We start from the raw sequence: 24,797 nt of genomic DNA, 5'->3' as shown, positions 1-24,797 counted from the left end.
CCCGAGCCTTCCACTGATGGCTGATTGAATATTACACAGGCAGACGATACTGTGACGGACAACCAGCCTGCCTTGATGCGGGCGGCATTTTCTCACAGAACACAGGGCCCAGTCTCTGTACAGCGGTTACGCCATGGACGTCTTTAGCCAACCCGTTGCGATTGTCTTGCTTTGCGCCAGCGCTTATCTGGCGGGTTCCGTGCTGTTCGCGATACCAGTGTGCCGCCTCTGGAAACTGCCAGATCCTCGCGCCCTGGGTTCCGGCAACCCCGGAGCCACCAATGTGTACCGGGCAGGTGGCTGGCAACCCGCGCTGGCAACCCTGGTGCTGGATGCGTTCAAGGGCTGGTTGCCCGTCTGGCTCGGTCAAAGCCTTGGCATGTCCATTCTGGTGCAGGCCATGATTGCCCTGTGCGCGGTGACCGGACACATGATCCCGGCATTCTATCGGTTCAAAGGGGGCAAAGGTGTTGCCACGGCCCTCGGGGCAGGGTTGGCACTGGCGCCGCTCACCACCGCCATCATGGCAGGCTTGTGGCTGGGCGTAATGTGGCGCTGGCGCATTTCAGCCGTGGCCTCTCTGGTGGCAATCACCAGCGGCCCGCTCATCAGCGCCCTGCTGGAACCGGAAACCCTGCCCCTGTTCGGACTGCTGACCCTGCTGATTGTGGTGCGTCACCGCAACAACCTGATTCGCCTGGCCCAGGGGCGGGAAACCGGGCTCTAAGTTCCCGCCCGGCTAGTCCACAAGGCCGTTGTGACGAGGTTCCGCCACCGGCGGCAGGGTATTCATCGGCCACCGGGGTACCGCCACAATCCGCTCGCCATCCTGCTGACCGGCCTTTAGCCGCTGCGCACCGGCATAGGCAATCATGGCACCGTTGTCGGTGCAGAACTCCGGACGAGCGTAGAACACGGAACCACGCAGCTTTTCTGCCATGGCCTCCAGTGCCGCCCGCAATCGCTTGTTGGCGCTGACCCCGCCGGCAATGACCAGCCGCTTACATTCGGTTTGCTCCAGGGCTCTGCGACATTTGATGACCAGGGTATCAACTACTGCAGCTTCGAACGCCAGAGCAATGTCTGCTTTTACCTGCTCATCCAGCGTACCTTTATCTTTTGCGTCGTTCACGGTGTTCAGGGTGAAGGTTTTCAGGCCGCTGAAGGAAAAATCCAGGCCGGGACGATCGGTCATCGGGCGGGGAAAACGGTACTGCCCCTCTCGACCCTTTTCCGCAAGGGCAGCTACCCGGGGGCCACCCGGATAATCCAGCCCCAGCATTTTCGCAGTTTTATCGAACGCCTCGCCGGCGGCATCATCCACCGATTCACCCAGCATCTGGTACTCACCAATGCCATCCACCCGCACTAACTGGGTATGGCCACCGGACACCAGCAGCGCGACAAACGGGAACGCCGGCGGATTGTCCTCCAGCATGGGCGCCAGCAGGTGACCTTCCATGTGATGCACTCCCAACACCGGAATCCCCAGTGCAAAGCCCAAGGCATGCGCCACCGAGCCGCCCACCATCAGGGCACCCACTAACCCCGGCCCGGCGGTATAGGCGATACCTTCGATATCGGAACGGGCTTTACCGGCTTGAGCCAGTACCTCATCGCATAAAGGAAGCAGCTTGCGGACATGATCCCGGGAGGCCAGCTCAGGCACCACGCCGCCATAATCGGCGTGCATACCGATTTGACTGTAAAGGGCATGGGCCAGCAGTCCCCGCTGAGCGTCAAACAGGGCTACACCGGTCTCATCGCAGGAGGTTTCAATACCAAGAATCAGCATAATGGGCACTACATCCAAGGGGTGTCGGGTACGTGGGCGGCATTTTAGCAGAAACCCGAAAGCTTCCGGCAGTTTCGTTGAACAGTGATTGACCTTGGCCAGCCCAGCGGCTATCATTGCCGCCCTAAATTAGCACTGGTCGAGTTTTAGCCAATCTGACCAGGGATCGAGCCCGTACGGCACTGGCCGACGGAACAAATTGAAACCGAATCTATCAGGTAGGTGATTTTCGAATGCCAGCTGTTAAAGTGAAAGAGAATGAGCCGTTTGACGTAGCACTGCGTCGCTTCAAGCGTTCCTGCGAGAAGGCCGGTGTACTGTCTGAAGTACGTCGTCGTGAGCACTACGAGAAGCCGACCGCTGTTCGTAAGCGTAAAGCAGCTGCTGCCGTTAAGCGTCATCTCAAGAAGCTTCAGCGGGAACAGCGCAAGTTCGAGCGTCTGTACTGAGTTCAGGCGCGCATCGACTGCACAACTGATTGCCGGAACGGCGTTTCGCCCCACCCGGCAAGCTGAAAATGCCGCCGAGGCCTGGCTTCGGCGGCATTTTTGGCTATGGCGAAAATGCCTTCGCACCGGGCACCCCGGCTGAAGTGGAGCCACCATGAGCGGATTGATCCCTCAACGCTTTGTTGAAGACCTGCTGGATCGCATTGATCTGGCGGAGCTGATCGGTTCGCGCATCACGCTGAAAAAAGCCGGAGCCAACTACAAGGCCTGCTGCCCGTTTCACGACGAGAAGACGCCATCATTTAACGTTCGACCGGACAAAGGCTTCTATCACTGCTTTGGCTGTGGAGCCCATGGCGACGCCATCAGCTTTGTTCGCGAATTTGAGGGCCTGGGTTTTACCGAAGCGGTAGAAGAACTGGCCAAGCGTGCCGGGCTGGAAGTGCCGTACGACCGAGCAGCCAAACAGGAAATGCAACAGGCGCGGACACTGACCGACGCCCTGGAGTTTGCCAACCGGTTCTATCACTCAGCACTGACCAGTCAGCAAGGCGGTTATGCCCGGGACTACCTGAAGCAGCGGGGACTGGATGAAAGCATTATCCAGCAGTATCAGATTGGTTTTGCACCGGGCACCGGCACGGCACTTTACGACGCCGCCCCGAAGGATCTTAAAGCACCACTGATTGAGACCCGCACGGTGTCGGACCAGTACGGCCGCCCCAGGGATCTGTTCCGCAACCGGGTTATGTTTCCCATCCGGAACACCCGAGGCAAAACCATCGCCTTCGGCGGGCGCACGCTGGGCGACGACAAGGCCAAGTACATTAACTCGCCGGAATCGGACGTTTTCCACAAGAGCCGGGAAATCTACGGCCTGTTCGAGGCCCGGCAAGCCATTCGACAACTGGACAAGTTGCTGGTGGTCGAAGGCTATATGGATGTGATTGCGCTGGCCCAGCACGGCATCCATTACGCGGTGGCGACTCTGGGGACGGCCACCAACCAGGACAGCCTGACCGCACTGCTTCGGCACGTTCGGCATATCGTGTTCTGTTTTGACGGCGACCAGGCAGGTTTTCGGGCAGCAGACAGGGCCATGGAGAACGCCCTGGAACTGATGGCAGACGGGCTGCACCTGCAGTTCCTCATGCTGCCAGAAGGCGAAGATCCGGACACACTGGTGCGCAAAGAAGGGCCGGACGCATTTCAGAAGCGTATTGAGGGCGCCACACCCTTCTCACGCTATCTGTTTGATCGCCAGAGCGAGGGCCTTGATCTGCAGTTGCCCGAACACCGAGGCGAACTTCGGGCACGAGTTGAGCCCTTGCTGAACAAGATGCCCCGCAGCACGTTGCGGGACGCCATGTGGCACGAAATGCTGCGCCTTTGCGGCGGCCGCAACCAGTGGCAGAACCGCCAGCAGGGCCAGAATACCAAGGCACGGGGCTGGCGCGGTGAAGGCCAGAGCCGGCCCACGGAAGAGCGGATTGACGTAAAACTCAGCAAAGACAGCACCTTGTGCCTGGCCTTGCTGGAAGCACCGGAACTGGCAACCGAAGTGAAAGCTCTGGCAGACAGCACCCGGCAGCTTGAACGCGCGGGGCGTTTTGCCCGCTGGTTACTGGAAGAAAAAATTCAGACCCGCAAGACACTGGTCGCGGGGCTAGCCACGAACAAACAGGCCAGGGACAGGTTTTACAACCTGTTTGACGAACTGGAGCACATACCGGCCCGGGAAAGCACACTGGCGGCTGCCAGAGAGCTGTTAAGCCCGAATGAAGAGGCCGCGCGTCAGCAGAGGCTGGCAACCCTGCTCCGGAACCTGGCACAGCTTTCCCCGGAAGAACGGGAGGAGCTGCGAACGCTCAGCGCCGGTACGTTAAATCCGAAGGCTGAAAGCTGAGCACTTGAAACCTGTTGCCCTGATCACCATCTAACCATTCGGTGGCAGCGCAACCGAGCGACAGCTATAATGGCTGTTTAACTTTTTTCCTTTTTAAAAGCGAGTTCACAGGGTGTCTATGTCAGGCAATTCGCAGAAATCACGTTTGAAAGACCTCATCGCACGAGGCAAGGAACAAGGTTACCTGACTTACGCCGAGGTAAACGATCACCTCCCGGAAGATATCGCAGATCCGGATCAGGTTGAAGACATTATCCGGATGATCAACGACATGGGTATCCAGGTGTGCGAAGAGACACCAGACGCGGATACCCTGCTGATGACCGAAGGTGACTCCACTGCCGACGAAGCTGCTGCCGCCGAAGCCGCTGCTGCTCTTGCTGCCGTTGAGACCGACGCTGGCCGCACCACAGATCCGGTGCGCATGTACATGCGCGAGATGGGCACTGTTGAGCTGCTGACCCGCGAAGGCGAAATTGTCATCGCCAAGCGCATCGAGGAAGGCATTCGCGATGTCATGGCCGCTGTAGCACATTTCCCGGGCACCGCCGGCACCGTGATTCAGGCCTACGACCGCATCATCGAGAATGAAGGTCGCATCAGCGACATCGTGACCGGCTTCCTCGACCCGGACGACGCCGAGCCGTTCATGGGTGAAGACACCAGCACCGAAGACACCTCTGCTGATGACAGCGATGCCAGCAGCGATGACGACGATGACGACACCTCCAGCGAAGACGACAACGACAACGGGCCAGATCCGGAAGAAACCCGGCTGCGCTTCGAGCTGCTGAAAGAGAAGCTGGACGCTGCCGAGAAGGCCTTGGCCAAACACGGCCGCGGGCACAAGAAAACCCAGGAAGCCCTGAACGAACTGGGCCAGGTTTTCGCCCCGTTCAAGCTGGCCAACAAGGCGTTTGACGAACTGGTGAACGTCGTTCGTTCAACCAACGACCTGGTCCGCGAGAATGAGCGCGCCATCATGCAGATCTGTGTACGCGACTGCAAAATGCCGCGCAAAGACTTCATCAAATGGTTCCCGGGCAACGAAACTGATCTTGAGTGGGCCGGCGAAATTGCCGCCACCAAAAAGCCCTATGCGGCCGCGATCGGTGAGCGTGTGGACGAAATCGTTCGCCTGCAGAAGCGCATCCAGAACGTTCAGACCGAAGTAGACCTGGACGTGGCCGACATCAAGGAAATCAACCGCCGGGTGTCTATCGGTGAGGCGAAAGCCCGCCGCGCCAAAAAGGAAATGGTTGAGGCCAACCTGCGTCTGGTTATTTCCATCGCCAAGAAATACACCAACCGCGGCCTGCAGTTCCTCGATCTGATCCAGGAAGGCAACATTGGCCTGATGAAGGCGGTGGACAAGTTCGAGTACCGTCGTGGCTACAAGTTCTCCACCTACGCTACCTGGTGGATTCGCCAGGCCATCACCCGCTCCATCGCGGATCAGGCCCGCACGATCCGGATTCCGGTGCACATGATCGAGACGATCAACAAGCTCAACCGCATCTCCCGCCAGATGCTGCAGGAGATGGGCCGCGAGCCCACACCCGAGGAGCTGGGCGAGCGCATGGATATGCCGGAAGACAAGATCCGCAAGGTGCTGAAGATCGCCAAGGAGCCGATCTCCATGGAAACACCCATTGGTGACGACGAAGACAGCCATCTGGGCGATTTCATCGAAGATATCCAGGCTCTGTCGCCAGTGGATTCTGCCACCGCTGAAGGCCTGCGCGAAGCCACCCGCTCCGTGCTGGCCGGCCTGACCGCTCGGGAATCCAAAGTACTGCGCATGCGCTTTGGTATCGAGATGAACACCGACCACACTCTGGAAGAAGTCGGCAAGCAGTTCGACGTTACGCGGGAGCGTATCCGTCAGATCGAAGCCAAGGCCCTGCGCAAACTGCGGCACCCTTCCCGCTCCGATCACCTGCGCGGCTTCATTGACGACCAGGGCAACGGTTAATCCCCAAGACAGTAGCGGGCGCCACCCCTCGTGGGTATAATGGCGCCCGTTTTCTTTTCCGGGCCTATAGCTCAGTTGGTTAGAGCAGGGGACTCATAATCCCTTGGTCGCTGGTTCGAGTCCAGCTGGGCCCACCATATTTCAAGCACTTACCGCACTCTCTCCCTTCTCCTATTCCTTACGTGTCTACCAAACGTCAACGCGACCTTGAAAATGGTCTGTAAACCAAGGCTGCCACAACCAAGCCAACAGCAGACAATAAAAAGTTATCTGATCGTTCTAAAACCACGCCCAAAACAAACACCGACAACATAGGAAAAAATACGAGACCTACGACGATATCCAATCTATCAAGGAAGACAGATAGGACGTTTTTTCCTTCAGAACGATACTTCCCCAGCTCGTAAATCAATGCCCAAAAGATGAGAAAAGATCCCTCGAAAAATCCCCAAAAAAATAAGCCAAGAATAAAACCTGTTATAGCATCCATCTCAATCTTCATATCAGCAAAATGAAATGATCGGCCCCTTAATCCTAACCTCAGATAGAAAATCTGGAGCTAGATGAGCATACCTCATTGTTAGCTTTAGATCTGAATGCCCCAGGACTTTCTGCAGTGTCAGTATGTGTCCACCGTTCATGATGAAGTGACTGGCGAAGGTGTGGCGGCAGATGTGGGTTAGCTGCCCTTTCGGCAGTTTGATGCCTGCCCTTTCGATGGCTTCCCGGAATGCGCTGTAGCAGGACTGGAATGGCAGGTTTTCGGTGATTTCCTCGTACAACTTCTTTTCCATCGGTACTGAACGATTCTTCCCGCTTTTCGTGGCCGTGTAGGTTACGCGGTACGGGGTGAAGGCAGACGGCTTTATCTTTTCCGCTTCTGACCACCTGGCGCCGGTCGCCAGTGCTAACCTGGTCACGTGATACAGGGATGGGTTGCTGGATGCTTTGCATTCTTCCAGGAGCCGGTTTATTTGTTCCTGGTCCAGGAATGCCAGTTCAGTCTCGTCGATCTTGAGCTTTCGCAGCTTGCCCAGTGGGTTTTCACCTTTCCAGTGGCCCTGGCGATTGAGTTCGTTGAATACCGCTGTGAGGTACGCCTGTTCATGGTTGAGCGTGTTCGCGGATAACCCCTCTTCCAATCTCACCAGGCGATATGCCGCAAAGTCTCCAGAGGTGAAGTGTGATGCTCTGGGATTACCCAGGCGTTCAGCCAAGGCGTTGAGCTTTCTCTTTCTGGATTCTCCGTCTTTTAGCGCGTGGCCGTGGTGCACGTACCAGAGCTTTACCAGGTCTGTGAGTGTTCGCTTGTCCTGTTTCGGGTTCCAGTCTTCGCCGGCCTCTTGCCTGGCAATTACCCATCGTTCAAAGCGAAGGGCTTCACCCTTGGTATCAAAGGATTTCCGGACACGCTTCTGCCCTCTTCCACCTGGCTGGATGTCTACCTGCCATCGTCCCGATGGTAACTTTTTGATCATGCCGCCACCTTGGTTAACAGTCGTCGCTTGGTGAGTCCGTCCTGGACGAGCTGGAACAGCTCGTTTTCGTAGATCTCCCGCCTTCGGTAGTAGTTACACAAGTCTTCCCAGAGTCCGGATTTCTTGAGGCAATCCCAGGCTTGTCTGGCGTTGAATCGGTTGCGTGCATAGATGCTCAGGAGATTGCCGAAGGCGAGAGATACGTTCTTTTCGTTGCCGCAACCGGGTTCCTTTTTTGCGCGTTTGTAGAGCAGATCCGGGGCGCTGTAGCCGAAGCCAATATCATCGCGGAGCTTTGTCCAGATGGGATGGCACCACTCGCGCTTGACCTCGTAGCGGTTGGATTTCAGTGCGTACTGCCAGAGGCCGGTCAGGTGCGGTACGGCGTCCATGAAGGTGTAAATGGGTTTCATGCCGCTGGTGCCCTGGGAGATCTCGTTGACGATGCGGTGATGGAAGCGGATTTCGAGACGCCACACGGGTTTGTCAGGGTCGTAGCAGGTGTCGGGGAAGGTCTCTTCGTTGACCGCGCATTCCCAGATGCTTTCCATGAAGGCGCGTTTGTCGCTGACGTCGATTTCCTTGGATTTGTCGTACAGGCACACCTGCAGGCTATTGGCTTTGCCAAAGGTGTAGGTTTCGCCTCGTCCGTTGATGGTAGCGCCGTCCAGGCCTTTGAATACCAGGTCACTCAGGCCGTTGTGGACGGTGATGGTTTTAGCCCTTGTCACGAAGTGTTGGGCGAAGTCCTGGGGCGGTTCCCAGCCCTGGAAGTCGACCGCCAGGTGTAATGCGATACCGACAGGCCGGATGCCTTTCAGGAAGAACATGCCCCACTCGGCGAGTTCGTCGTGGATTTCCTGGCTGGAACGTTCGTACAGCCATCGGGGGGAGGTTTCGATTTTGACGTGTGTGCCCTGGGAGTCGGCTTCGGCGTAGAAGTTCTGTATCAGGATGGTGAGGCCGTATTCCCGATTCTGCAGGATGTACTTGAAGCCTCCGCGTCTACCGGACTGGACTTTGAAGTCTACACCGTTGAATTGGATGGTGGCGTCATAGCTTTCGTTGTAGGCATCCACGATCTGGGCCAGGGGTTCGGGTTTCAGTCGGCCTTCGAACAGTTGGCGGACGGTATCGACTCCGGTCCAGAGGACGTTGACGTTCTGCAGGTTCACTTGCTGACCTTCCGGGCCAACGAACAGATCCCCTTTTCCGATTTCGCCGGTTCGGATGTCCATGCGTTCAAAGTCTTTGATTTTCATCTGTGGCCTTCTGTGGTTGTCTGTGGTGGAAAATCAACTGGCGTTGTTTTCTATGAGACGTGTTACAGGGACGTCTCTGGGGCTTCGCCCCGGCAGCGCCTTCGCGCTTGCTCCTCGCGCATCGTCGCTAGCGCTCCGCCGCTGCCGGGTTTTCGGCCTTGGTGATCAGGGGCGGGAACACGGTCGGTTCAAACGTCGGTCGCGGGTCGGGTTGTTCACTTCGGATGCGTTGGCAGTACAGGTCCTGGACGGGCTCCCCTTCCCACCACAGCTGGCCGTGACAGGTGCGGATGTAGAGGACTCTGTAGCCGAAGCCCGCCAGGTCACGCTGGGTAAGCGCAAACTCGCCCTGGGTGTCGTGGCCATGGAACAGGTAGAGGCGGTTAACGCTGCCGGCGATGCGTAGTTCGACGTCCTGGAATGGGTGTTCCTGGTGGCGGCGTGATTTCGGGGCGTTGAGTTGTCGGTTGTTCTGCTGATTGTTGTTCTGGTTTGGGTTCAGAGCACGCTCAGGCGGGCGATCAGTCGGAACGCGGCTCCCATCAGGACCATCAGGGTGAGTGCCACGGTCAGTTTCAGGAGCTTGCGGCACAGCCACCGGATCATCGGCAAAACGCGCTTTTTCACGCTCGATGATGTTTTTCGCAGAGTAGCCAAGCCAACCAAGGCTGCAGACGATAATAAGAGCGACCATCTGTAGCTTTCGATCCGCAAGCATTGAATGGCCCCCGACCACCCCTTTGGCCTTGCCGGTTTTGGTCGACTGGTAGCATTCGAAGACGCGGAGGTCGACCTTGTACTCTTTTGGGACACCGATGCTATGGGAGGCAGCTTTTCCGCTGTTTTCAGGGTCATGTTCCAGTTCCCTCCATTTGTTTTTCTTCCAGGGCACGATGTGCCCCATTTGCCAGTGCCGGAATGCCTGCTGGGCACTCTGGCGGATTTCTTTGTGGATCTTGGCGATGTTCGGGGTGCACAGGAACAAATCCCAGTTGTAGTGCCGGTGCATGTCGAAGGCCAGGAGGACGTCCGCCGGGCGGTTGTCGCGTTGGGCGGCTTCTTTGCCGCCGGGGTAGTCCAGGTGTTCGATCTTGAAGTCCCGTCGGGCGGCGGGGTACACCGCCTGGGCTTCATCAAGGACGATCAACGCGCCGATCGGGGCCCAGTGGAACCACCTTGCGGCGTATTCGAGGGCGTCCCGGGTTTCGGTTTCGAGGTTGATGATTCTCGATTCCGGGCCGCAGGTGACGCCAAAGGCTTCTTCCACCCGTTCGATGGAGTCCAGGCCCCGGATGTTGGTGACGACGCAGCGGCCATCGGGGTAGTCGCTGTCTTCGCCGGTTAAGGCGGGGATGACATAGCGCTGGACGACGCCGGCGGATTTGTACGAGCCGGGCGGGCCGTGGTGAATGTTGATGGTCATTTCAGCACTCCCATGACGTAGCGGGTGAGGTAGGAGTTGAGGATGATGTTGAGCGCGTCAGGGATGCGGAAGTAGGTCAGCGCCCCCATGACGGTGGAGTCGATGCCGCCCCAGTACTGGTTGATGGTGCCGGAGATGTTGAGCTGGTTAAGGACTTCCTGGGCAACCTGCCAGGCAAAGCCGACGAAGTAGATTTTGGCTTTGGTCACCCAGATGACGTACCAGGCGGAGAGTTTGACCAGGGCGTCGTCCAGGAAGGCGGGGATGCTTTCCAGGAAGGCCCAGATTGAGTCGAAGAAGGTGGCGATGAATTCCATCAGTCTTTGGCTCCCATGACGATGCCGAGCCCGATGAAGGCGGCGGCGAAGAGGATGATGGAGCCGACGATGGAGAGGTGGGCTCCGAACTTGGATAATCCGGCGTTGAAGGTTTCGCCGTAGAGGGTGACGTTGTTGTCTTCCAGGCCCCCGCCTCCGGTGAAGGAGCCGAAGGACGAGGCCATTTCACTGCGAATGTTGGCGATGAGGTTTTCGTATTCGCCCTGGATGGCGTTGAGTTCTTCCAGGCCGTCGCCGATCTTGAGGTCGATGGGGTCACCGCTCCAGTTGATGGCGGGGTCTTCGCCATCTCCATCCCCGTCACCGCTGCCGCTTCCATTTCCTCCACCACCACCGCCGCCGGGGATGTTGCCGATGGCGTCGGTGATGGCTTTGGTGCCGTCTTTGATCTGGTTGCCCAGGCCTTTGAGGGTTTCGTTGATGTTGTCGGTGTTGGTGTTGCCCCTGCCGAGTAGTTTTTTGATGTCCTGGAGCTGGCCGGTGATGCCGGTGATGTCACCCTGGCCGTCGCCGTTACTGTCGCCGTTGTTGGGGTCGTTGGGGCCGCCGGGTTGGTCGTTGTCGCCGGGTTTTCTGAGCGGCAGGCAGGCGAAGCCGCCCCATTGATCTCGTTTGAGAACATCGGTTCCGGAGCATTGCGGCGGGTTGTAGGCGTTGGGGAAGCAGGACTCTACGGTGGTGCCGTTTTTCTCGACGACGCCCCAGGTGTAGCCATCACCGAGGGCTTTGCAGTTGTTTTGTGGATCACCGCAGATGAGGACGGCTTCACCCCCGTAGCCGGCGACGCCTTTGAAGTCGGGGTGGTCGGGGCCGCACTCCGGCTGGTCGGGGTCTTCTTCCACCTGATCGATGCAGTAGCCGTCGGCGCCGATGCCCTGGCATTCGGGGACGCAATAGGCGCCCTGTTCGGTTTGTACTTCGTACAGGCCTTCTAACTGGCACTCGCCTGGTTCGCGGTTTCTCATGCATTGGGCGGGGGCGGGTGTGCCTGAACCGCTTTCCGGGTCGTAGGCGCCGGTGGCAGGAATAAAGCCTTCGGAACAGACGCCACATTCAGCGCCATCAGGGACGCCGCCTTCGTGGGTTTGATGCGCGCAGGGCTCCAACGGGCTGGCAATGACACGGGCACCGCCGCGCCAGACCCAATAGGTGATGCCCTGTTCAACAAAGCGGACTTCTTTGGGGTCGCTGAATTGTTGAACGGTGCAGTTCATTTCGGGATAGCGCATTTCGCACTGAGGAATACGCTCCTGGGCCTGTTCGGCGACCTGCGAACCGGGGGAATCTCCACAACCGCTTTGAGAGGTGCAGTTTTTACTGCCTGTCTTTGACCAGTGGACGATCTGGCCTTCCTGGAGCGGCGGAAAGCCAGCGTGGGCTTTGTCGACCAGGCCGATGATGAGCAGGCCGAATAAAAGTAAGGCGAACCAGATGTGGATGTTTTGTTTCATGGGGCACCAAATGAGTAAGGGCCGGAATCCGGCCCTTAAACAGTCCGGTAACCGGACACAAGACAGCCTACCCAGAGGCAGGCTATCAGGACGCTGGTGAGCATTTACCGGCTCATCAGGCGCAGGACGATGCCCACACCCATGACCACGGCGGCCAGTGCGATCACGGCGGCAACCGCGGCGCCGGCGTTGGTCAGGCCGTCGGTTTTCGCAGCGTCGATGGCGGCGCTGTGGTCGGCGGCGAACGCTACGACGGAGGAGGTGGCGGCAGAGAGCGCAACGCCCACTTTCGCCACGTTCTTACCGAAGCGGGAACGAGCCATCGCCCATTGCTTGCCGTTGTCTTGCTTTTCCATTTCGATTACCTGGTTCATGTTGTTACCTCACGATTTACGCATGATTTGAACGACCCTTCCGGCACTGACTCCAATGACGAATAAGGTCAGGGCTACTCCTGACACGACTCCGATGATGGCGGGGTCTGGTGCCAGGTATTCCTGAAACAGGACGTCGACGTCCTGATAAGGAATGCTGTGTAAGGTGCCCGTGCATTGGATGCCCTGGGCGCCTTGGATCCATTCACCGTTGCAGGTGATGACGTTCACCAGTCTTCCCCTTTCACCGGGCAGCCATTGGCTTCGATGTACTCAGCAATGGTGCTGTCGATCTCGGACGTGGCGTAGGCTATTCCGCCCAGGAAGGCGAAGATCATCAGCCCGGCCAGGAAGAGCAGCGATTCCCAGTGTTGGCGAAGAAAGGTGAACGTTCTTTTCATGGGTTACGGTCTCAGGCCGCTGGCTTTTTGGTGACGTCCTGGGGCTTCAGCTCCAGGGCCTTGAAGGTGACTTTGCCGCCCTGCCCGGCTTTCATCTGGGCTTTGACGGTGAACATCGCTGGCAGGCGGTCTGCGTGGTTGCGCAGCTGGTCGATGTGCTTGTAGTCGCAGGCGATTTTCATCACTTCATTACCGACGCGGTTTTCGTCGTTGGCTTCTGCAGGAGCGTAGGCCCACAGGGAGCCGCCTTTGTTGCCGTCGATGTCGTAGCGGGTGGCGCCGATGACCATCAGGTTCAGGTGGTTTTCCATGGTGTTTGTCCTCTTGGTTTCGTTTGGGTGTTGCTGTTTCTGGGTTTGCTGTTTGTCTTCCGTTTTCCTTTGAGGAATCAGGAAGGGTGTTGATTCGGTTTTGCGACCCCTTCGGGGCGGGCTCTACTCGCGTTGCTCCTGGTCACTAAGGTGACCACCCTTACGGGTAACGATCCCTGTCGCCTTCGGTCACGGGTGTGCCCTGCGCGCTCCGCTTGCTGCCTTTGCTCATGGTTCGGAATCAAGGGGCGGGCGTCCTCCCCCGGCATCCTCACCACTCCTTCTGCGCACTGTGGGCCACTCACTGACCGCCACAAGGCCAGGGGGCCTTTGGCCCTGGCGCTGCGCGCCAGCCTTGCAGCGCTCACTGAGCACCCCCCTTTTCGTGCGCGAGTGGTGACGATGACGGGGGCGGACTCGAGGGCTTTTCAGGGTGTTTGGCCTGTTTGCCAAAGTTCGGGCAGCCGGCCTCTAACCAGGCGCGCAGGACGGAACCTCCGAGGGTCCAGAGGTCGGTGCCGCGCTGGATGGCTTCCTGCTGCAGTTGCAAGTAGATGGAGGACGGGGCGCACACGTAGAAACGGCGCTCTTTGTCTTCTACCTGGTCTTTTCTCGGCGGTATGTGGGTCATGGTTGGGTCTCCGTGACGTTGGGTAAGTCCAGTTGGCCGCAGTCCCAGGCGTCCCTCAGTTGAATGAGGCGATCAAACGCCGGGCTGTGGTAGCCGCTGGCTTCCAGTTCCTGGATCAGGGCGTCGGTGAAGCCGGCTTTGCAGCGGGCCATGTAGTCGCACGGGTAGTCGGTGCGCACCTCCTGCAGATGGCTCAGCCTCTGCAGGAGGTTGGATAAAAGACCTTCCAGGGTGGCTGGGGTGAGTGCAGAGGACGGGCGCGGGCCCTGGAAGGCAAAACGATTCTGGCGCAGTTGTCTGGTCAGAATGGCGGAACTGAGGTGGCCATTGAGTTTGTGCGCCAAGGCGTGGTTGTGAAGACTGCCGAGGATGAACAGGCGGGCAGCCGACTGGATGGCGGCGTCTATGTCGTCGTTCTGCAACGCGGTCAGGCCGGTTTTGAAGACGTTGACCGGTTCGGAGTTCGGGCGTTGAAACGCGAAAGTGGCGGCTTTGAGGGCCGGTGAAAGTTTCATGCCCTGCCCTGGTTTCTGGTATCGGGTCTTGATCATTGGATGCTGGCCTCCATGCGGACGGTGTGCATGAACGGGCTGATCGACCGCGACTGCGCGTAGGTGATGAAGGCGGATTCGGCCAGCTTGGCGTAGGCACAGAGCACGTTATCCAGCTGTTCGAAGGCGGCCATCATGCCCTGGATCTTGATCAGGCATTCGAAAGAGGTTTCCCGGTCGCCGTTGTCCAGCAGCTGGATGGCGACGTTGAACAGGGTGCGGATCTGGTGCTTTTTGAGTTCGCGGATGGCGGGTGTCATAAGTCGACCTCCATGTCTTCCAGGTATTCCCTGGGAAAATCGGGGTGATCAATGTTGCCGAGTTCCAGCCAGATCGGGTTGAAGTACTGGAGGCTGTTGTCCAGGAAGTACTGGAACACTTCTTCTTCGGTGGCATCCATCGGCACAACCATCGGGAGTCCGTAACGCCAGCCACGGGGCACCGACACGAAGTACTCAATTTCCTGATTACGGAAGTCGCGGCAGCCGGTGTGGTGGAATTGCAGGTACACGCGGTTGTGTATCCGGGCAAAGGCACCAGGGGCGGCAACGCTGGCGAATAGGTCGAGGGTTTGGGCAGCAATGTTCATGCGGCAGCCCTCAGTGCGGTGCAGGCCTGCCCTACTGCCCAGGCATTAAAGTCGCGGGTGTCGTCCTGGAGCATGAATTCACCCCAGGCGATGCTCAGGCGGATGCCGTACCAGTAGAGGTCAGAATCCATGCCCATATAAGAGGCGGCCATATCAGAGACCTGGCTGGCGCGGTAGGCGGCCAGTTCGTAGTCGCCAGTGCCCCAGGCTTCGCAGGCTTGCTGGAAACGCAGACGCATGTTGGTTTTCTTCTGGTTGCGAACGTCCGGAGTCATTGCCAGTCCTCCTGGTCCAGTGCGCGCTGCGACAGGGCGGCGATGTTCACCATCCGGACGCGGCCAATCTTGAGTGACGGCAGGTGGCCCTTTTCGATCTGGCCCCTTACCTGCCCTTCCGTGAGCCCGGTGAGCTGGGCGTAGCGCTCCTGGCTCATCACCGGCGTGGCTATCAGAATGATCTGTTTTTGCTCGTCCACTGTTTTGCACTCTGCTACACTGTTTTACACATTTATACGCTCACCAGTGCGCGTTTAATTGCTTGATGAGCAAAATATAGCTTGCGCTTGAGGCGCGGTCAACGTTTATTTGCTTACATAGAGCATTTTTTTGTTAATTACCGTGAAATTTTGCAGCGAGCCGATGATGAGTTCACAAGAAAACGTTGATGAGACAGGTTTCTCCGAAAGACTTAAATCGCTGATAGGGGCTCAGTCAGCACGCAGCTTTGCGCAGAAAGCGGGAATGGGAGACAGCACTCTAAGAGCGATCCTAAACGGTGCTATGCCTCGATTAGACAATTTATTGCGCATCGCGGAAGCGGCGAATGTTTCAGTAGAGTGGCTGGCAACAGGCAAGCTACCTACAAAATCGGATTCACAGTTTGAGGAAGAGTTTGCCCTGATACCTGGTTACAACGTTCAGGTTGCTGCAGGGCACGGGGCCATTGCCGGTGACGAATCACCGACCAGGGAGCTGGCTTTTCGCCGAAAATGGCTAAGGTTCAGAGGTTTTCATGAGCAGGACCTAGCATTAGTGTTTGCTAAAGGCGATTCCATGGAACCGACAATCTCCGACAACGAAACCGTGATGGTGGATACGAGTGAAAGGCAGCTACGGGACGGGCACATCTATGTAATTCGGAATGGGGACCATCTACTCGTTAAGAGAATTCAGACTCTTTGGAACGATGGGGTTCAGCTACTTAGCGACAACAAAGAATACCCGCCCCAAGAAATTCCAAGCTCAGACCTGGAAACTCTTGAGGTAATAGGAAGAGTGGTCTGGGTGGGAAAAGACCTATGAATCGGTATTTTTTAGCCTCGCGAGACCGGGTATTCTTGGTTTACCGAAACGATGGTAGAGCCAGAAATAGCCGGGTCAAGCTCCACTAATAGACGCTCAACTTCAGTTCTGCCGTCGTAAACAAGAAACCAAACAGCAACACCTGCTGTAAAAACTTCATTCCGATACTGTCCAAAAATTTGCTTTCCTAGCTCTTCGAAAAAGTCATGCCCGTCCAAGCCACGCACTCTTTCCAAAGACTCAAGAACCCTACCAGTTGGTATCATGAGCTGCCCCGCGTACCGATCGGGGTATCGTTTGATAACACGAGAAACCTCGATCTCAGGAGGAAAACTGCCGGGAAGAAACAAAAAATCAGCCTTTGAAGCTTCGTATTTCTTGTTGCCTTTCTCATCAGCATCAAGAACCCCTATGAAACTGATCTCTGAGGGCACCGATTGAATTCTGTTAACTACCTCATATACATGGGATTCGCCACCCAAAAAAATAATCTCAGCCCTGCGCATAAAGCGGCTACCATAGATCGATAGAAGATACTCCAACATCAAGCCAGCTTTTCGATCCTCAACGAAGACAATTCGTTTCTTCCCGAGTTTTAAACCAAGCTCCTCAAGTGAGTTATCCTCATTGGAGGGTAACCAGTAACAAACTCTATCTTTTTTCATTAAGAAAACATTTTTTGAACCTAGCGCAGAAACAATTGAAGGGGAATGCGTTGAAATTATAAATTGCTTCTTTCGCTCTGATGACACAACAGCAAGCATGTCAAGGAGCCTTGTCTGAGTAGCTGGAGATAAACCAATTTCAGGTTCCTCAATCAGAAAAAGCCCCGGGCGGCTATGTTTTTTGGTCAAACACCAATATAGAAAAAGAACCAACTGCTCACCTTGAGAAAGAACAGCATTGTCTAGATCCCTAAAACCGTCATTTATTACAAATCTAGGAACATAACCGTTCGCCGTTTCAATTTCTTCGAACCCTATAGCTTGATAGTCCTCACCTAAAACATATTTTAATAATGAAAGTTCGTCGCCAGACCATTGATAAGTATCATTTTGATCAAAAGTGCTCGCATACTGGAAAATAATAGAATTTAATTCTCTAAGCTCTCTCGATGGGTCAATTATAATCGCGTTTATATTTTTGTCTGGAACCCTTACGACAGAGCCGTCCTTGAACGTTACAATCTGATCTAAAAACTGCCTTCTTGAATAATTTTTATCGCACAGAAACTCAAAAAAACTAGTCTTACCAGCACCAACGTTCCCAACAAGTGCACAAACACCATCAGGCCTAAATACGAGATTACTCCGGCGATTTGCAACAAAACCGGCATTTATCTGTTTTATTTCTTTCAAAAACACTGGGTAAGCATCAATTTCCTTGGTTTTTTCCCAACACCGTGTTATCGCGGCCGATCTCATACTTGCCCCCACTGAACATGAGAAAGCAATGATGCCAAATAATCTTCGGAAAAGTCGTTGTTATTAGAAATATGATCAAGAACATAACGAACTTTCGTTGAATATTCATCGGGCAACGGATAATTATGAATAGCGGCAAATGCATAGACACAGAAAAGACGAATCTTAACTGGCTGCGCATCATTCACACTAGTCGATGATTTTTCATTATATAAGTAGATAAGATAATCCAAGCCAGTTGACACTGACAAGATCTCTTTCGCTCTTTCTCTAGCTTTGTCAAATTCCCAGATTATACTTTGATCGATATCAGCTTTAGAGAAAAACAAGAGCCAAGTTAAAAGAGTGGCTTTGTTTAACTTAACTTTATGACTAAACGCAGAAGCCAGGCGATATAATGCAGTCTCCGCCTGGTGAACAGTATGACTATCAGGACCCGGTGACTCCCGAAAGAACTCAACCAAATCTGAGTCAGTGATTTTTTTCTGGTGCCTAGGATTTTGCAAAATAAATATGAGTCGAGAAACTACATCATGGTAAGAATAACGATTATTTGCGAAACCTATCGTTTCGACACCATAGCCCAAATCAAGCATTAAACTAACCAATCGGCGCACTTCCTCCCGGACGGGGCCATATAAAGTATTTCTCTTCTCTGCCGGTGTGAGGCTACTACCTTGGTTCAGTCTAAAGAACAGTTCGTGTGGCTCGTCATTTTTATAGTCATCAAGCTCATATACACGAATAGTATATCTAAGAAAAGTTTTTTTTATATCATATGGGAGTTCACTAAAATATTTTTTGTCCAAACTCTTGATCATAGGATCATACGGAAGAACACTACCATCAATAGGAAATCCATTTTGATAAAACTCGTAAATTGCGTTGAGTCGCTGCTGACCATCTAAAACATCTAGTACAAAGCCCTCGCTCGGTACAACAAAATACACCGGAGGAAACTTCCAGCCGCGGAGTATAGTATCAATGAGGTTTTGTTTTTTCTGCTTTGACCAGACTAAATCTCGTTGAAAGTCAGGTTGCAAGTCGATCTCACCGTCATGAATACGGGAGCATATCGTTTGAAGATCGGGGTCAGCCGATGAAAGTTTCATGTTCAACCTTAATTTCAGAAAAGAGAATAAAGCAATCACTTAAACGAACTTAAACCAGTGACCAGCTATACCGATTCACCGAAGATAGCAGCTAAGAAGATAAAAAAAAATATCGGCAAACTCCACTGCGATGAACAACCCATCCAACTAGGAAGATTGCAGGGAGCAATATCGGGAGGAAGCTCTTAGGAGTAAGAGTTTGCGAAAACCAGTAACTGATCGATCAGGACTCTCCCTGAGGTCACACCACTCTGCAGGTGTCGCGCTTGCCTGGCATCCCTGCCGGCGGTGAGCCCCGGTCTTCCTGACCAAACGGCTCACTGCCAGTTTACAGTTACACGCTGTTACGTTTAGGCGTTTTGTCTTAATCCGACGTGAGACTTTACCTACACTGCCCTTTCTGTGATGCCGGTTAATCCGGTTCGATTCGTTCTGCCTGGCCGGTTTGTTCCAAGGTGGCGGGTGATCTTATGGGCTCTACCAGCAAGGGTTGCCGGATTCGGGTTTTGAGTAAGTCCTGGAATGGGTCTGTATTGGTCAGGCTTGGGTCCAGCCACATGTCGAAGTCTTCCCGGTTGAGCATGAGCGGGATGCTTTTCGGGTGGATGTGGCTGAACCTGGGGTGTGGTGGCAGGGTGATGATGGTGAACGACGGTACCACTTCCTCCTGGAAGTCCCACAGCTCATACAGGCCGGCAAAGGCTATGGCGCTGTCAGCCGGGTGGATGTTGTAGCACTGTTTGTGGCCTTTCTCACCTGTCCATTCATGGAAGCCGCTGGCCGGTATGATGGCCCGTTGGCTGTGAAAGCGTTTCTTCCAGAGTGGGCTGGTGCCCAGGCTGCCCGATCGGGCGTTGAAAGTGCTGTACTTTGGTGAGGGGCGGTAGCCGGTGCCGTCTGGTTTGCGTTCTATGAGCAGTGACCAGATGGCGTCCTGCAGGGTGCGGCCCTGGTGGGTTTCGTAGACGACCTGGGCTTTGGCTCCGGGGGCGATGTTAACCCGGGGCTCAATCCGGAGCGGGATGCCGAGTTCATCCAGGAGGCCCTGGACTAAGGGGTCGTCGGATACGTTGAATCGGCCGCACATAGCGCTTTAACCAGTGTGGCATGGCCTGCAGCAGTGATAACAACCGTCGGCATTTTGGTGTCCCTGCCGCTTAGCGTCTGCAATGGCCTCGTGACAGGAAAAGTGAAAACCCAAGTCCTTCAGATCACGCGATTGCCGAATGTAGGAGCAGGTTCTTTCATGCACCTCGTTATCTCGCGATCCTGACTGCGCATTTAGGTTAATAACGTAGAAAGGCATGGTTCCTCCTAAGTAGGTAGCTTCACTTTACAGGTAAGTTCATAGTTGGCTATCTTTCAAGCAGTGGCAGAAAAAGTGCCAAGGAGGGAGACCGTGCCAGACGAAAAGAAAATCGACTCAATCATCAGGCAAGGCAAGTACGATTATTTCACCCAGAAGGGTGTCTACAAGAATCCCTACCGATCAGGGTCTGCAGAATTCAATGCATACGAGCGGGGGTGGATGCAGAGCTTGAAACAGATAAAGCAGCCGTTTCCTGGGGGCTCAAATGTCGGGCCGTCTTTTGCTGACCGGTATCGGAACATGCCTAATTGGCGTGGGCCTGGGGATGATGACAACTAAAGGTCAACAAATTTGAATACAACTAATCATAGAGCTTTGTCGAACTACGACCTTTCCGAACCAGATAGCCCCAACGTCAAGATGAGTTTCATTTTCCTTTAAAATCAATAATCTAACAATTAATTTACTTAGACACCTCCTATCGTATAACCTTATCAGCTTGCGAATTCGAACTGCAATATAGCGAAGCTTGTTCGCCGAACCTGAAAAACGGCGATAGTAGGCAAGCAAAAAGCAGGCTAGATAGTCGGCTCACCCGAATATAACCCCTTGAACTATAGCCAAGAATCTATGACTAAGACTGTTTCTTTATCCAACACCCCTGCGTTCCCCGTCGTCTCCCTGTTTTCCGGCGGCATGGGTCTCGATATTGGCTTAGAAAAGGCTGGACTCCACGTAGCTGTTTCTCAAGATTTCGACAAATGGTGCGTTGAAACCATCCGAGCCAATGGGCACACGGCTGTTGAAGGCGATATTCGAAAGCTGATAGAGGAAGATCCAGAGTGCGGCTTCCTGTTGAAGGCTGGTGGTGTAAGGAAACAGGATGTCTTCGCTGTTGTGGGCGGGCCACCATGCCAAGCCTACTCAACTGCGGGCAGACGAAAAGGCGAAGAAGACGAGAGAGGTCAGCTTTACCAACAGTTCGTTCATGTCGTGGACACTATAAGGCCGAGGTTTTTCGTGATGGAAAACGTTAAAGGCCTCGCTTCAATGTTCGTAGACAAAGGCACAGAACACCAACGCGCTCTCTTACAGGTCATCCTGGAAAAATTCAAAGCGCTTGGATACCACACAGTTCATGGCGTACTGGACGCGGTTCACTACGGCACACCTCAGTTTCGGGAACGCTTAGTAATCATCGGAAGTAGAGACAACGAAGGCATCTACATCCCAATGCCTACGCACTTCCACTTTCATCAGAACCCCAAAATGCGATGGAGAACCCTCGGAGACGCGATTCTTGACCTCGATGATCCTGGTCCGAGCGGAAAAATCTCTAGCAAACTAATCCCCTATCTAAAAATGATACCCGAAGGCGGGAACTGGAAATCTCTTCCTCAGAACGTTGTGAAAGAAGCCATGGGTGGCGCCTACGAATCAGGAGGGGGGAAAGTTGGGTTTTACAGAAGACTGAGTTTTAGTGAGCCCTCACCCACTTTGGTTACGAGCCCATCTCAAAAGGCAACCTTGTTGTGCCACCCGAGGGAACTGAGACCACTTTCAGTTCGAGAGTATGCGAGGATCCAGGGGTTCCCAGACAATTGGGTATTTAAAGGATCAATGGCCAACTGTTACAAACAAATCGGAAACGCCGTTCCGATTCCTTTGGGTGAGGCCATAGGAGAGATGCTAAAGTCAGTGGCGCTCGGCAATAGCCAAATCCGCTCCAAAAGGATGCGCGGAACATCAGTACACAAGAAAATGTTTGAAGAGATTGAGAAAAGGAAAACGCAATGATTGATCAAGCTCAATTAGACGCCGAAATACAGAGATTGTTGGACATCCTGTATAAAAAACGTTTTGAAAAGCTTGCAGAAATCGACTTACAGCGTCTCCTGAAAAAGAATCCCTTCCTTTTTAGATCTGTCGGTATTCAAGATCCAAACGAGTTGATAGAGGCGATGCTAGATGCCTTTCTATCCAGTTCTGATGAAACCATTTTCGGCAATGATTTCTTTGAGCCTCTCGCATACTGGACAGCTACTGCAGCCAACAAAGACAAAAAGAACACTACCGTCTCAATCGGCAGCGCATCTGGAATGGATATTGCCATCGAGACTGCAAACGCATTCTTAGCCATAGCTGTAAAGTCCGGCACGAACATCTTTAACGCTCAAAGCACAAAAGGACAGAGTGCCGAGTTTAAGGAGTTGCAAGCCAGATTGCGTAAGATGGGAAAGGAAATCCGCCCAATCTTGGGATATGGTTACGGACGACATACAGCTAAAAAGACCAGTTCAACCGAAAAGCATGCAGGCCAAGCGTTCTGGCAACTCATCTCTGGTGAGGACGATTTTTACTTGCGTATATCTGACACGATTGGTAAATACGCGTCAGAACACAAAGAGGTATACGATGCAGAGTATATCAAAACAAAAAGCAGGCTTTTGAGGCAGCTTGCCTTAAACTTTGTAGATGAAGATGGCACTCTGAACTGGCAGAAGATATTCAAATATAACAGTGGTATCGAACGGCCGGAAAAACTTAAAGGTTAAAAGAATCGCGAGGGTTACTTTCTCAAATCAAGGAGACAAGTAACCCCTTTGACTTGTAGAGCTTGCCCACCAAGGTCAGGCCCATTACGCGGCTTAGTCCGCCGAATCTGTCCTGCAAAACTAGTCATAACTTCTTATCATTTGTCTGAATCTTATGTATTCGATACATAACGCCAAAGCACTTATCACAAAAACACTGCATGGCATTCTTCAGAACCTGATGATCGCATTTTCTACAATAAAAAAGGTATTCACCGTTTTCATTGCGATACATTCCAGTAACGGTTGAAGTGTCGCGACCAGGAGAGCGAAACATCGACTTCTCGGTATCATTCAATCCGTTCCGACTCTTCTTTCCAGGCTTTTGGGACTCAACAAAACTACCCTGTGCTTTTCGCTTCTTCAGGTAGTGGTCCATCCTCGGATGGTATACCCACCCTTTGCCCTCAGTATCTTTGGAAATGGACTCTCTGAGTATATCCTTCAACGGTATCTTGGCGTGCTGGAACCCCCTTCTCGCATGTGAAAGATCTATAGAAATTACTACGCCTTTTTTATCGTTATAGTGCCAACCGGAAAAATCACCTACATCCTTTTTCTCGGGGTGGATGAGCTTTATTCCGACCGGAAAACCCAGGTGCTCACCAACAACATCAAAATGTTCACCGGAAAAGCTACGATCAACTGTAATGTTCTCAAGGTGAAGAGTAGAAGCTTTAGTACAAACAAAATCTGGCTTGTAGCCTTCCCATGGAGGAAATCGTGGATAGGTATAGGCAGGCATAGCAATGTCAAAACTGGACGATTCACTGAAGATTTGACGAGTCATTGCCGAAATGGAGACCCAATAGGAGAAGGTGCACTCCTCCAAGACCTTTTTATCCTGGCCTCTAGTGTTATGGGCAAAGTGATCGACACGACCTTCCTGGCAATGTCGTGCCACAAGTGGAAGGTCACAACCTGGACATTTACAGCCGCACTCCATTCCGCTGGGGACGTCTCTCACATCAACATAACGTCCAGACTCGATGTGATACCCAAACGGGATTTTGGTCTCCGTCACGCCCAATCTCCATTTCGACCGACCACGTTTAGATAGCTAATCGAATCATGGCGTTGGTGTCAACGAAGTGACAACGGCTCTACGGTTTTATGTGGAAGGCTGTGGCTCCACGTTTTCACAAGTCTTTGTTTTACTGAGAATAGTGGTTTTATGTGGTGGTAGTATCATACTACTCAAGGCTCTCATAATCCCTTGGTCGCTGGTTCGAGTCCAGCTGGGCCCACCATCTCCCAAACTCCTCCCCCAACCCGCACCCAACTCACTCCTGTCCAACTTATTTACACATACGCCTCCAACCTTCTCTTAAGCACTGCCCAAGCCTCTGTTTTAACGTCAAATAATCCTATTGGCACACACTGTGCTGAAAGTCAGACGTAAGTACAGATCGCGGCTTCGCCGCACTGCGTTCAGGGCTTGCCCTGAGAGAAGGTGAAAAATGAAACAGATTACAAAGCAGATAACACACGTTATTGCGGCTCTGGCATTAACCTGGTCTGCTGGGGCTATGGCCCTGATCCTTGGCCCCGCAGACGCCGACAAAACTGTCGACGTAGGCCCCCCAAATCCAGCGCTTGACGCCGGTGACGTTGCAGCCCTTTTTGGAACGTCCGATCTCACTTTGCTTTACAAGTCCAACTACGAAGGCCCGGAAGAAGGCTCCTACCAATCCTTCTACTCCACCAGTTTCACCGGAGACCCTAACAACGCGGTGATCAGCTGGGATGGCCCGGACTACATTGTGTGCCCTGAGTGTTACCTGGTTGTCAAAGACGGCAACGAGCCACAATACCTGTTCAACATCGGCAGCTGGAATGGCCAGGACGTACTGGATCTTCAGGGCTTTTATCCAAACAGAGGCGCCATTTCTCATGTAGCGATCTTTGGCAAGTCCGTTCCTGTACAGGTTCCTGAGCCAGGAACACTGGGCCTGCTGGGACTTGGCATTCTGGGCATGGTCACAATCAGAAGAAAGTTACAGAAATCTGCCTGAGTGTCGACATTTTTTACATGCTGTTAAAGCTCCCCTCGGGGAGCTTTTTTTGTGCCCGTTCACAAAACCGCAAACATTAAGTAACAGAAATACACAGAAGCCCACCCT

Annotated in this window: 29 protein-coding genes and 1 tRNA gene; 9 read left to right on the top strand and 21 right to left on the bottom strand. The window is 53.9% G+C overall.

Annotation, left to right across the window (positions count from 1 at the left end; all coding sequences use genetic code 11):
- Nucleotides 1-133 precede the first annotated feature (133 nt).
- Complete coding sequence (gene plsY, locus MARHY_RS02465; protein WP_014420447.1) at nt 134-727, top strand: glycerol-3-phosphate 1-O-acyltransferase PlsY; 594 nt, start codon at nt 134-136, stop codon at nt 725-727.
- 12 nt (nt 728-739) lie between these two features.
- Here the strand turns inward: plsY and tsaD are convergent, their stop codons facing one another.
- A complete protein-coding gene (gene tsaD, locus MARHY_RS02460) occupies nt 740-1,795 on the bottom strand; it encodes a tRNA (adenosine(37)-N6)-threonylcarbamoyltransferase complex transferase subunit TsaD (RefSeq protein WP_041654533.1) in 1,056 nt (351 codons plus the stop codon).
- A gap of 233 nt (nt 1,796-2,028) precedes the next feature.
- Between tsaD and rpsU the strand changes: the two genes are divergently transcribed.
- From rpsU to MARHY_RS02440, 4 genes are all read left to right on the top strand, one after another.
- Nucleotides 2,029-2,244, top strand: coding sequence for a 30S ribosomal protein S21 (rpsU, locus tag MARHY_RS02455; RefSeq protein WP_007153483.1), 216 nt, complete (start codon nt 2,029-2,031; stop codon nt 2,242-2,244).
- A gap of 154 nt (nt 2,245-2,398) precedes the next feature.
- A complete protein-coding gene (gene dnaG, locus MARHY_RS02450; protein ID WP_014420445.1) occupies nt 2,399-4,150 on the top strand; it encodes a DNA primase in 1,752 nt (583 codons plus the stop codon).
- A 118-nt stretch (nt 4,151-4,268) separates the two neighbouring features.
- On the top strand, nt 4,269-6,125 hold the full coding sequence (gene rpoD, locus MARHY_RS02445) for an RNA polymerase sigma factor RpoD (protein WP_041654532.1): 1,857 nt from the start codon (nt 4,269-4,271) through the stop codon (nt 6,123-6,125).
- A gap of 60 nt (nt 6,126-6,185) precedes the next feature.
- A tRNA-Ile gene (locus MARHY_RS02440) sits at nt 6,186-6,262 on the top strand.
- A 59-nt stretch (nt 6,263-6,321) separates the two neighbouring features.
- On the opposite strand, the gene MARHY_RS02435 is transcribed toward MARHY_RS02440, so the two are convergent.
- The 16 genes from MARHY_RS02435 to MARHY_RS02365 form a co-directional block, all read right to left on the bottom strand.
- Nucleotides 6,322-6,615, bottom strand: coding sequence for a hypothetical protein (locus MARHY_RS02435; RefSeq protein ID WP_158011864.1), 294 nt, complete (start codon nt 6,613-6,615; stop codon nt 6,322-6,324).
- A gap of 13 nt (nt 6,616-6,628) precedes the next feature.
- Complete coding sequence (locus tag MARHY_RS02430) at nt 6,629-7,603, bottom strand: phage integrase (protein WP_014420442.1); 975 nt, start codon at nt 7,601-7,603, stop codon at nt 6,629-6,631.
- On the bottom strand, nt 7,600-8,865 hold the full coding sequence (locus MARHY_RS02425) for a phage replication initiation factor (protein ID WP_014420441.1): 1,266 nt from the start codon (nt 8,863-8,865) through the stop codon (nt 7,600-7,602). The genes MARHY_RS02430 and MARHY_RS02425 overlap by 4 nt, the downstream gene beginning before the upstream one ends.
- 127 nt (nt 8,866-8,992) lie before the next feature.
- Nucleotides 8,993-10,288 carry a zonular occludens toxin domain-containing protein gene (locus MARHY_RS18355; RefSeq protein ID WP_014420439.1) on the bottom strand — a complete coding sequence of 432 codons (1,296 nt, stop codon included), beginning with the start codon at nt 10,286-10,288 and terminating at the stop codon, nt 8,993-8,995.
- On the bottom strand, nt 10,285-10,605 hold the full coding sequence (locus MARHY_RS02415) for a DUF2523 family protein (protein WP_014420438.1): 321 nt from the start codon (nt 10,603-10,605) through the stop codon (nt 10,285-10,287). The genes MARHY_RS18355 and MARHY_RS02415 overlap by 4 nt, the downstream gene beginning before the upstream one ends.
- On the bottom strand, nt 10,605-12,077 hold the full coding sequence (locus MARHY_RS02410) for a hypothetical protein (RefSeq protein ID WP_041654530.1): 1,473 nt from the start codon (nt 12,075-12,077) through the stop codon (nt 10,605-10,607). Before MARHY_RS02410 ends, MARHY_RS02415 begins: the two co-directional genes overlap by 1 nt.
- 104 nt (nt 12,078-12,181) lie before the next feature.
- Entirely contained in the window at nt 12,182-12,451 is a 270-nt protein-coding gene (locus MARHY_RS02405) for a hypothetical protein (RefSeq protein ID WP_014420436.1), read from the bottom strand.
- A 9-nt stretch (nt 12,452-12,460) separates the two neighbouring features.
- On the bottom strand, nt 12,461-12,682 hold the full coding sequence (locus MARHY_RS02400) for a hypothetical protein (RefSeq protein ID WP_014420435.1): 222 nt from the start codon (nt 12,680-12,682) through the stop codon (nt 12,461-12,463).
- The gene (locus tag MARHY_RS18685) at nt 12,679-12,852 is read right to left on the bottom strand and encodes a hypothetical protein (RefSeq protein WP_158011863.1); all 174 of its coding nucleotides are present in this window, start codon (nt 12,850-12,852) and stop codon (nt 12,679-12,681) included. The genes MARHY_RS02400 and MARHY_RS18685 overlap by 4 nt, the downstream gene beginning before the upstream one ends.
- Nucleotides 12,853-12,863: 11 nt before the next feature.
- The gene (locus MARHY_RS02395; protein ID WP_014420433.1) at nt 12,864-13,163 is read right to left on the bottom strand and encodes a hypothetical protein; all 300 of its coding nucleotides are present in this window, start codon (nt 13,161-13,163) and stop codon (nt 12,864-12,866) included.
- Between the two features lie 364 nt (nt 13,164-13,527).
- Nucleotides 13,528-13,794, bottom strand: a complete 267-nt coding sequence (locus MARHY_RS02390; RefSeq protein WP_014420431.1) for a hypothetical protein — start codon at nt 13,792-13,794, stop codon at nt 13,528-13,530.
- Entirely contained in the window at nt 13,791-14,345 is a 555-nt protein-coding gene (locus MARHY_RS02385; protein ID WP_041654529.1) for a hypothetical protein, read from the bottom strand. The genes MARHY_RS02390 and MARHY_RS02385 overlap by 4 nt, the downstream gene beginning before the upstream one ends.
- A complete protein-coding gene (locus MARHY_RS02380) occupies nt 14,342-14,605 on the bottom strand; it encodes a hypothetical protein (RefSeq protein ID WP_014420429.1) in 264 nt (87 codons plus the stop codon). The genes MARHY_RS02385 and MARHY_RS02380 overlap by 4 nt, the downstream gene beginning before the upstream one ends.
- Entirely contained in the window at nt 14,602-14,934 is a 333-nt protein-coding gene (locus MARHY_RS02375; RefSeq protein WP_041654527.1) for a hypothetical protein, read from the bottom strand. The genes MARHY_RS02380 and MARHY_RS02375 overlap by 4 nt, the downstream gene beginning before the upstream one ends.
- Nucleotides 14,931-15,209: a hypothetical protein gene (locus tag MARHY_RS02370; RefSeq protein ID WP_014420426.1), complete on the bottom strand. Its 279-nt coding sequence runs from the start codon at nt 15,207-15,209 to the stop codon at nt 14,931-14,933. Before MARHY_RS02370 ends, MARHY_RS02375 begins: the two co-directional genes overlap by 4 nt.
- A complete protein-coding gene (locus tag MARHY_RS02365) occupies nt 15,206-15,409 on the bottom strand; it encodes a hypothetical protein (RefSeq protein ID WP_014420425.1) in 204 nt (67 codons plus the stop codon). Before MARHY_RS02365 ends, MARHY_RS02370 begins: the two co-directional genes overlap by 4 nt.
- 130 nt (nt 15,410-15,539) lie before the next feature.
- Here MARHY_RS02365 and MARHY_RS02360 point away from each other — a divergent pair, with 130 nt between their 5' ends.
- Nucleotides 15,540-16,235 (top strand): XRE family transcriptional regulator, encoded by a 696-nt coding sequence (locus MARHY_RS02360; protein ID WP_014420424.1) that lies wholly within the window; start codon nt 15,540-15,542, stop codon nt 16,233-16,235.
- 11 nt (nt 16,236-16,246) lie between these two features.
- Here the strand turns inward: MARHY_RS02360 and MARHY_RS18350 are convergent, their stop codons facing one another.
- The 3 genes from MARHY_RS18350 to MARHY_RS02345 form a co-directional block, all read right to left on the bottom strand.
- Nucleotides 16,247-17,659, bottom strand: coding sequence for an ATP-dependent nuclease (locus MARHY_RS18350; protein WP_050998995.1), 1,413 nt, complete (start codon nt 17,657-17,659; stop codon nt 16,247-16,249).
- The gene (locus tag MARHY_RS18345) at nt 17,656-18,771 is read right to left on the bottom strand and encodes a DUF262 domain-containing protein (protein WP_050998994.1); all 1,116 of its coding nucleotides are present in this window, start codon (nt 18,769-18,771) and stop codon (nt 17,656-17,658) included. Before MARHY_RS18345 ends, MARHY_RS18350 begins: the two co-directional genes overlap by 4 nt.
- Before the next feature lie 412 nt (nt 18,772-19,183).
- Nucleotides 19,184-19,858: an SOS response-associated peptidase gene (locus tag MARHY_RS02345; RefSeq protein ID WP_014420421.1), complete on the bottom strand. Its 675-nt coding sequence runs from the start codon at nt 19,856-19,858 to the stop codon at nt 19,184-19,186.
- Nucleotides 19,859-20,710: 852 nt separating this feature from the next.
- Here MARHY_RS02345 and MARHY_RS02335 point away from each other — a divergent pair.
- Nucleotides 20,711-21,877, top strand: coding sequence for a DNA cytosine methyltransferase (locus MARHY_RS02335; protein ID WP_041654525.1), 1,167 nt, complete (start codon nt 20,711-20,713; stop codon nt 21,875-21,877).
- Nucleotides 21,874-22,635, top strand: coding sequence for a PmeII family type II restriction endonuclease (locus MARHY_RS02330; RefSeq protein ID WP_014420416.1), 762 nt, complete (start codon nt 21,874-21,876; stop codon nt 22,633-22,635). Before MARHY_RS02335 ends, MARHY_RS02330 begins: the two co-directional genes overlap by 4 nt.
- A 124-nt stretch (nt 22,636-22,759) precedes the next feature.
- Here MARHY_RS02330 and MARHY_RS02325 read toward each other — a convergent pair whose 3' ends face one another.
- Nucleotides 22,760-23,698, bottom strand: a complete 939-nt coding sequence (locus MARHY_RS02325; protein ID WP_158011862.1) for a hypothetical protein — start codon at nt 23,696-23,698, stop codon at nt 22,760-22,762.
- A gap of 436 nt (nt 23,699-24,134) precedes the next feature.
- Here MARHY_RS02325 and MARHY_RS02320 point away from each other — a divergent pair, with 436 nt between their 5' ends.
- Entirely contained in the window at nt 24,135-24,689 is a 555-nt protein-coding gene (locus MARHY_RS02320) for a PEP-CTERM sorting domain-containing protein (protein WP_014420413.1), read from the top strand.
- The last annotated feature ends 108 nt before the right edge of the window (nt 24,690-24,797 follow it).

It is taken from the genome of Marinobacter nauticus ATCC 49840, from assembly GCF_000284615.1.
GTDB lineage: Bacteria > Pseudomonadota > Gammaproteobacteria > Pseudomonadales > Oleiphilaceae > Marinobacter > Marinobacter nauticus.
Note: the sequence above shows the minus strand (reverse complement) of the source record. Positions and strands in the feature narration are given on the sequence as shown.

Coding starts and splice junctions, on each gene's coding strand:
- MARHY_RS02395 (WP_014420433.1), bottom strand. CDS start 13,163: ATGGAAAACCACCTGAACCTGATGGTCATCGGCGCCACCCGCTACGAC.
- plsY (WP_014420447.1), top strand. CDS start 134: ATGGACGTCTTTAGCCAACCCGTTGCGATTGTCTTGCTTTGCGCCAGC.
- MARHY_RS18355 (WP_014420439.1), bottom strand. CDS start 10,288: ATGACCATCAACATTCACCACGGCCCGCCCGGCTCGTACAAATCCGCC.
- dnaG (WP_014420445.1), top strand. CDS start 2,399: ATGAGCGGATTGATCCCTCAACGCTTTGTTGAAGACCTGCTGGATCGC.
- MARHY_RS02430 (WP_014420442.1), bottom strand. CDS start 7,603: ATGATCAAAAAGTTACCATCGGGACGATGGCAGGTAGACATCCAGCCA.
- MARHY_RS18350 (WP_050998995.1), bottom strand. CDS start 17,659: ATGAGATCGGCCGCGATAACACGGTGTTGGGAAAAAACCAAGGAAATT.
- MARHY_RS18685 (WP_158011863.1), bottom strand. CDS start 12,852: ATGAAAAGAACGTTCACCTTTCTTCGCCAACACTGGGAATCGCTGCTC.
- MARHY_RS02375 (WP_041654527.1), bottom strand. CDS start 14,934: ATGAACATTGCTGCCCAAACCCTCGACCTATTCGCCAGCGTTGCCGCC.
- MARHY_RS02380 (WP_014420429.1), bottom strand. CDS start 14,605: ATGACACCCGCCATCCGCGAACTCAAAAAGCACCAGATCCGCACCCTG.
- MARHY_RS02435 (WP_158011864.1), bottom strand. CDS start 6,615: ATGGATGCTATAACAGGTTTTATTCTTGGCTTATTTTTTTGGGGATTT.
- MARHY_RS02415 (WP_014420438.1), bottom strand. CDS start 10,605: ATGGAATTCATCGCCACCTTCTTCGACTCAATCTGGGCCTTCCTGGAA.
- MARHY_RS02330 (WP_014420416.1), top strand. CDS start 21,874: ATGATTGATCAAGCTCAATTAGACGCCGAAATACAGAGATTGTTGGAC.
- MARHY_RS02390 (WP_014420431.1), bottom strand. CDS start 13,794: ATGACCCACATACCGCCGAGAAAAGACCAGGTAGAAGACAAAGAGCGC.
- MARHY_RS02370 (WP_014420426.1), bottom strand. CDS start 15,209: ATGACTCCGGACGTTCGCAACCAGAAGAAAACCAACATGCGTCTGCGT.
- MARHY_RS02335 (WP_041654525.1), top strand. CDS start 20,711: ATGACTAAGACTGTTTCTTTATCCAACACCCCTGCGTTCCCCGTCGTC.
- rpsU (WP_007153483.1), top strand. CDS start 2,029: ATGCCAGCTGTTAAAGTGAAAGAGAATGAGCCGTTTGACGTAGCACTG.
- MARHY_RS02410 (WP_041654530.1), bottom strand. CDS start 12,077: ATGAAACAAAACATCCACATCTGGTTCGCCTTACTTTTATTCGGCCTG.
- tsaD (WP_041654533.1), bottom strand. CDS start 1,795: ATGCTGATTCTTGGTATTGAAACCTCCTGCGATGAGACCGGTGTAGCC.
- MARHY_RS02345 (WP_014420421.1), bottom strand. CDS start 19,858: ATGTGCGGCCGATTCAACGTATCCGACGACCCCTTAGTCCAGGGCCTC.
- rpoD (WP_041654532.1), top strand. CDS start 4,269: ATGTCAGGCAATTCGCAGAAATCACGTTTGAAAGACCTCATCGCACGA.
- MARHY_RS02425 (WP_014420441.1), bottom strand. CDS start 8,865: ATGAAAATCAAAGACTTTGAACGCATGGACATCCGAACCGGCGAAATC.
- MARHY_RS02320 (WP_014420413.1), top strand. CDS start 24,135: ATGAAACAGATTACAAAGCAGATAACACACGTTATTGCGGCTCTGGCA.
- MARHY_RS02405 (WP_014420436.1), bottom strand. CDS start 12,451: ATGAACCAGGTAATCGAAATGGAAAAGCAAGACAACGGCAAGCAATGG.
- MARHY_RS02385 (WP_041654529.1), bottom strand. CDS start 14,345: ATGATCAAGACCCGATACCAGAAACCAGGGCAGGGCATGAAACTTTCA.
- MARHY_RS18345 (WP_050998994.1), bottom strand. CDS start 18,771: ATGAAACTTTCATCGGCTGACCCCGATCTTCAAACGATATGCTCCCGT.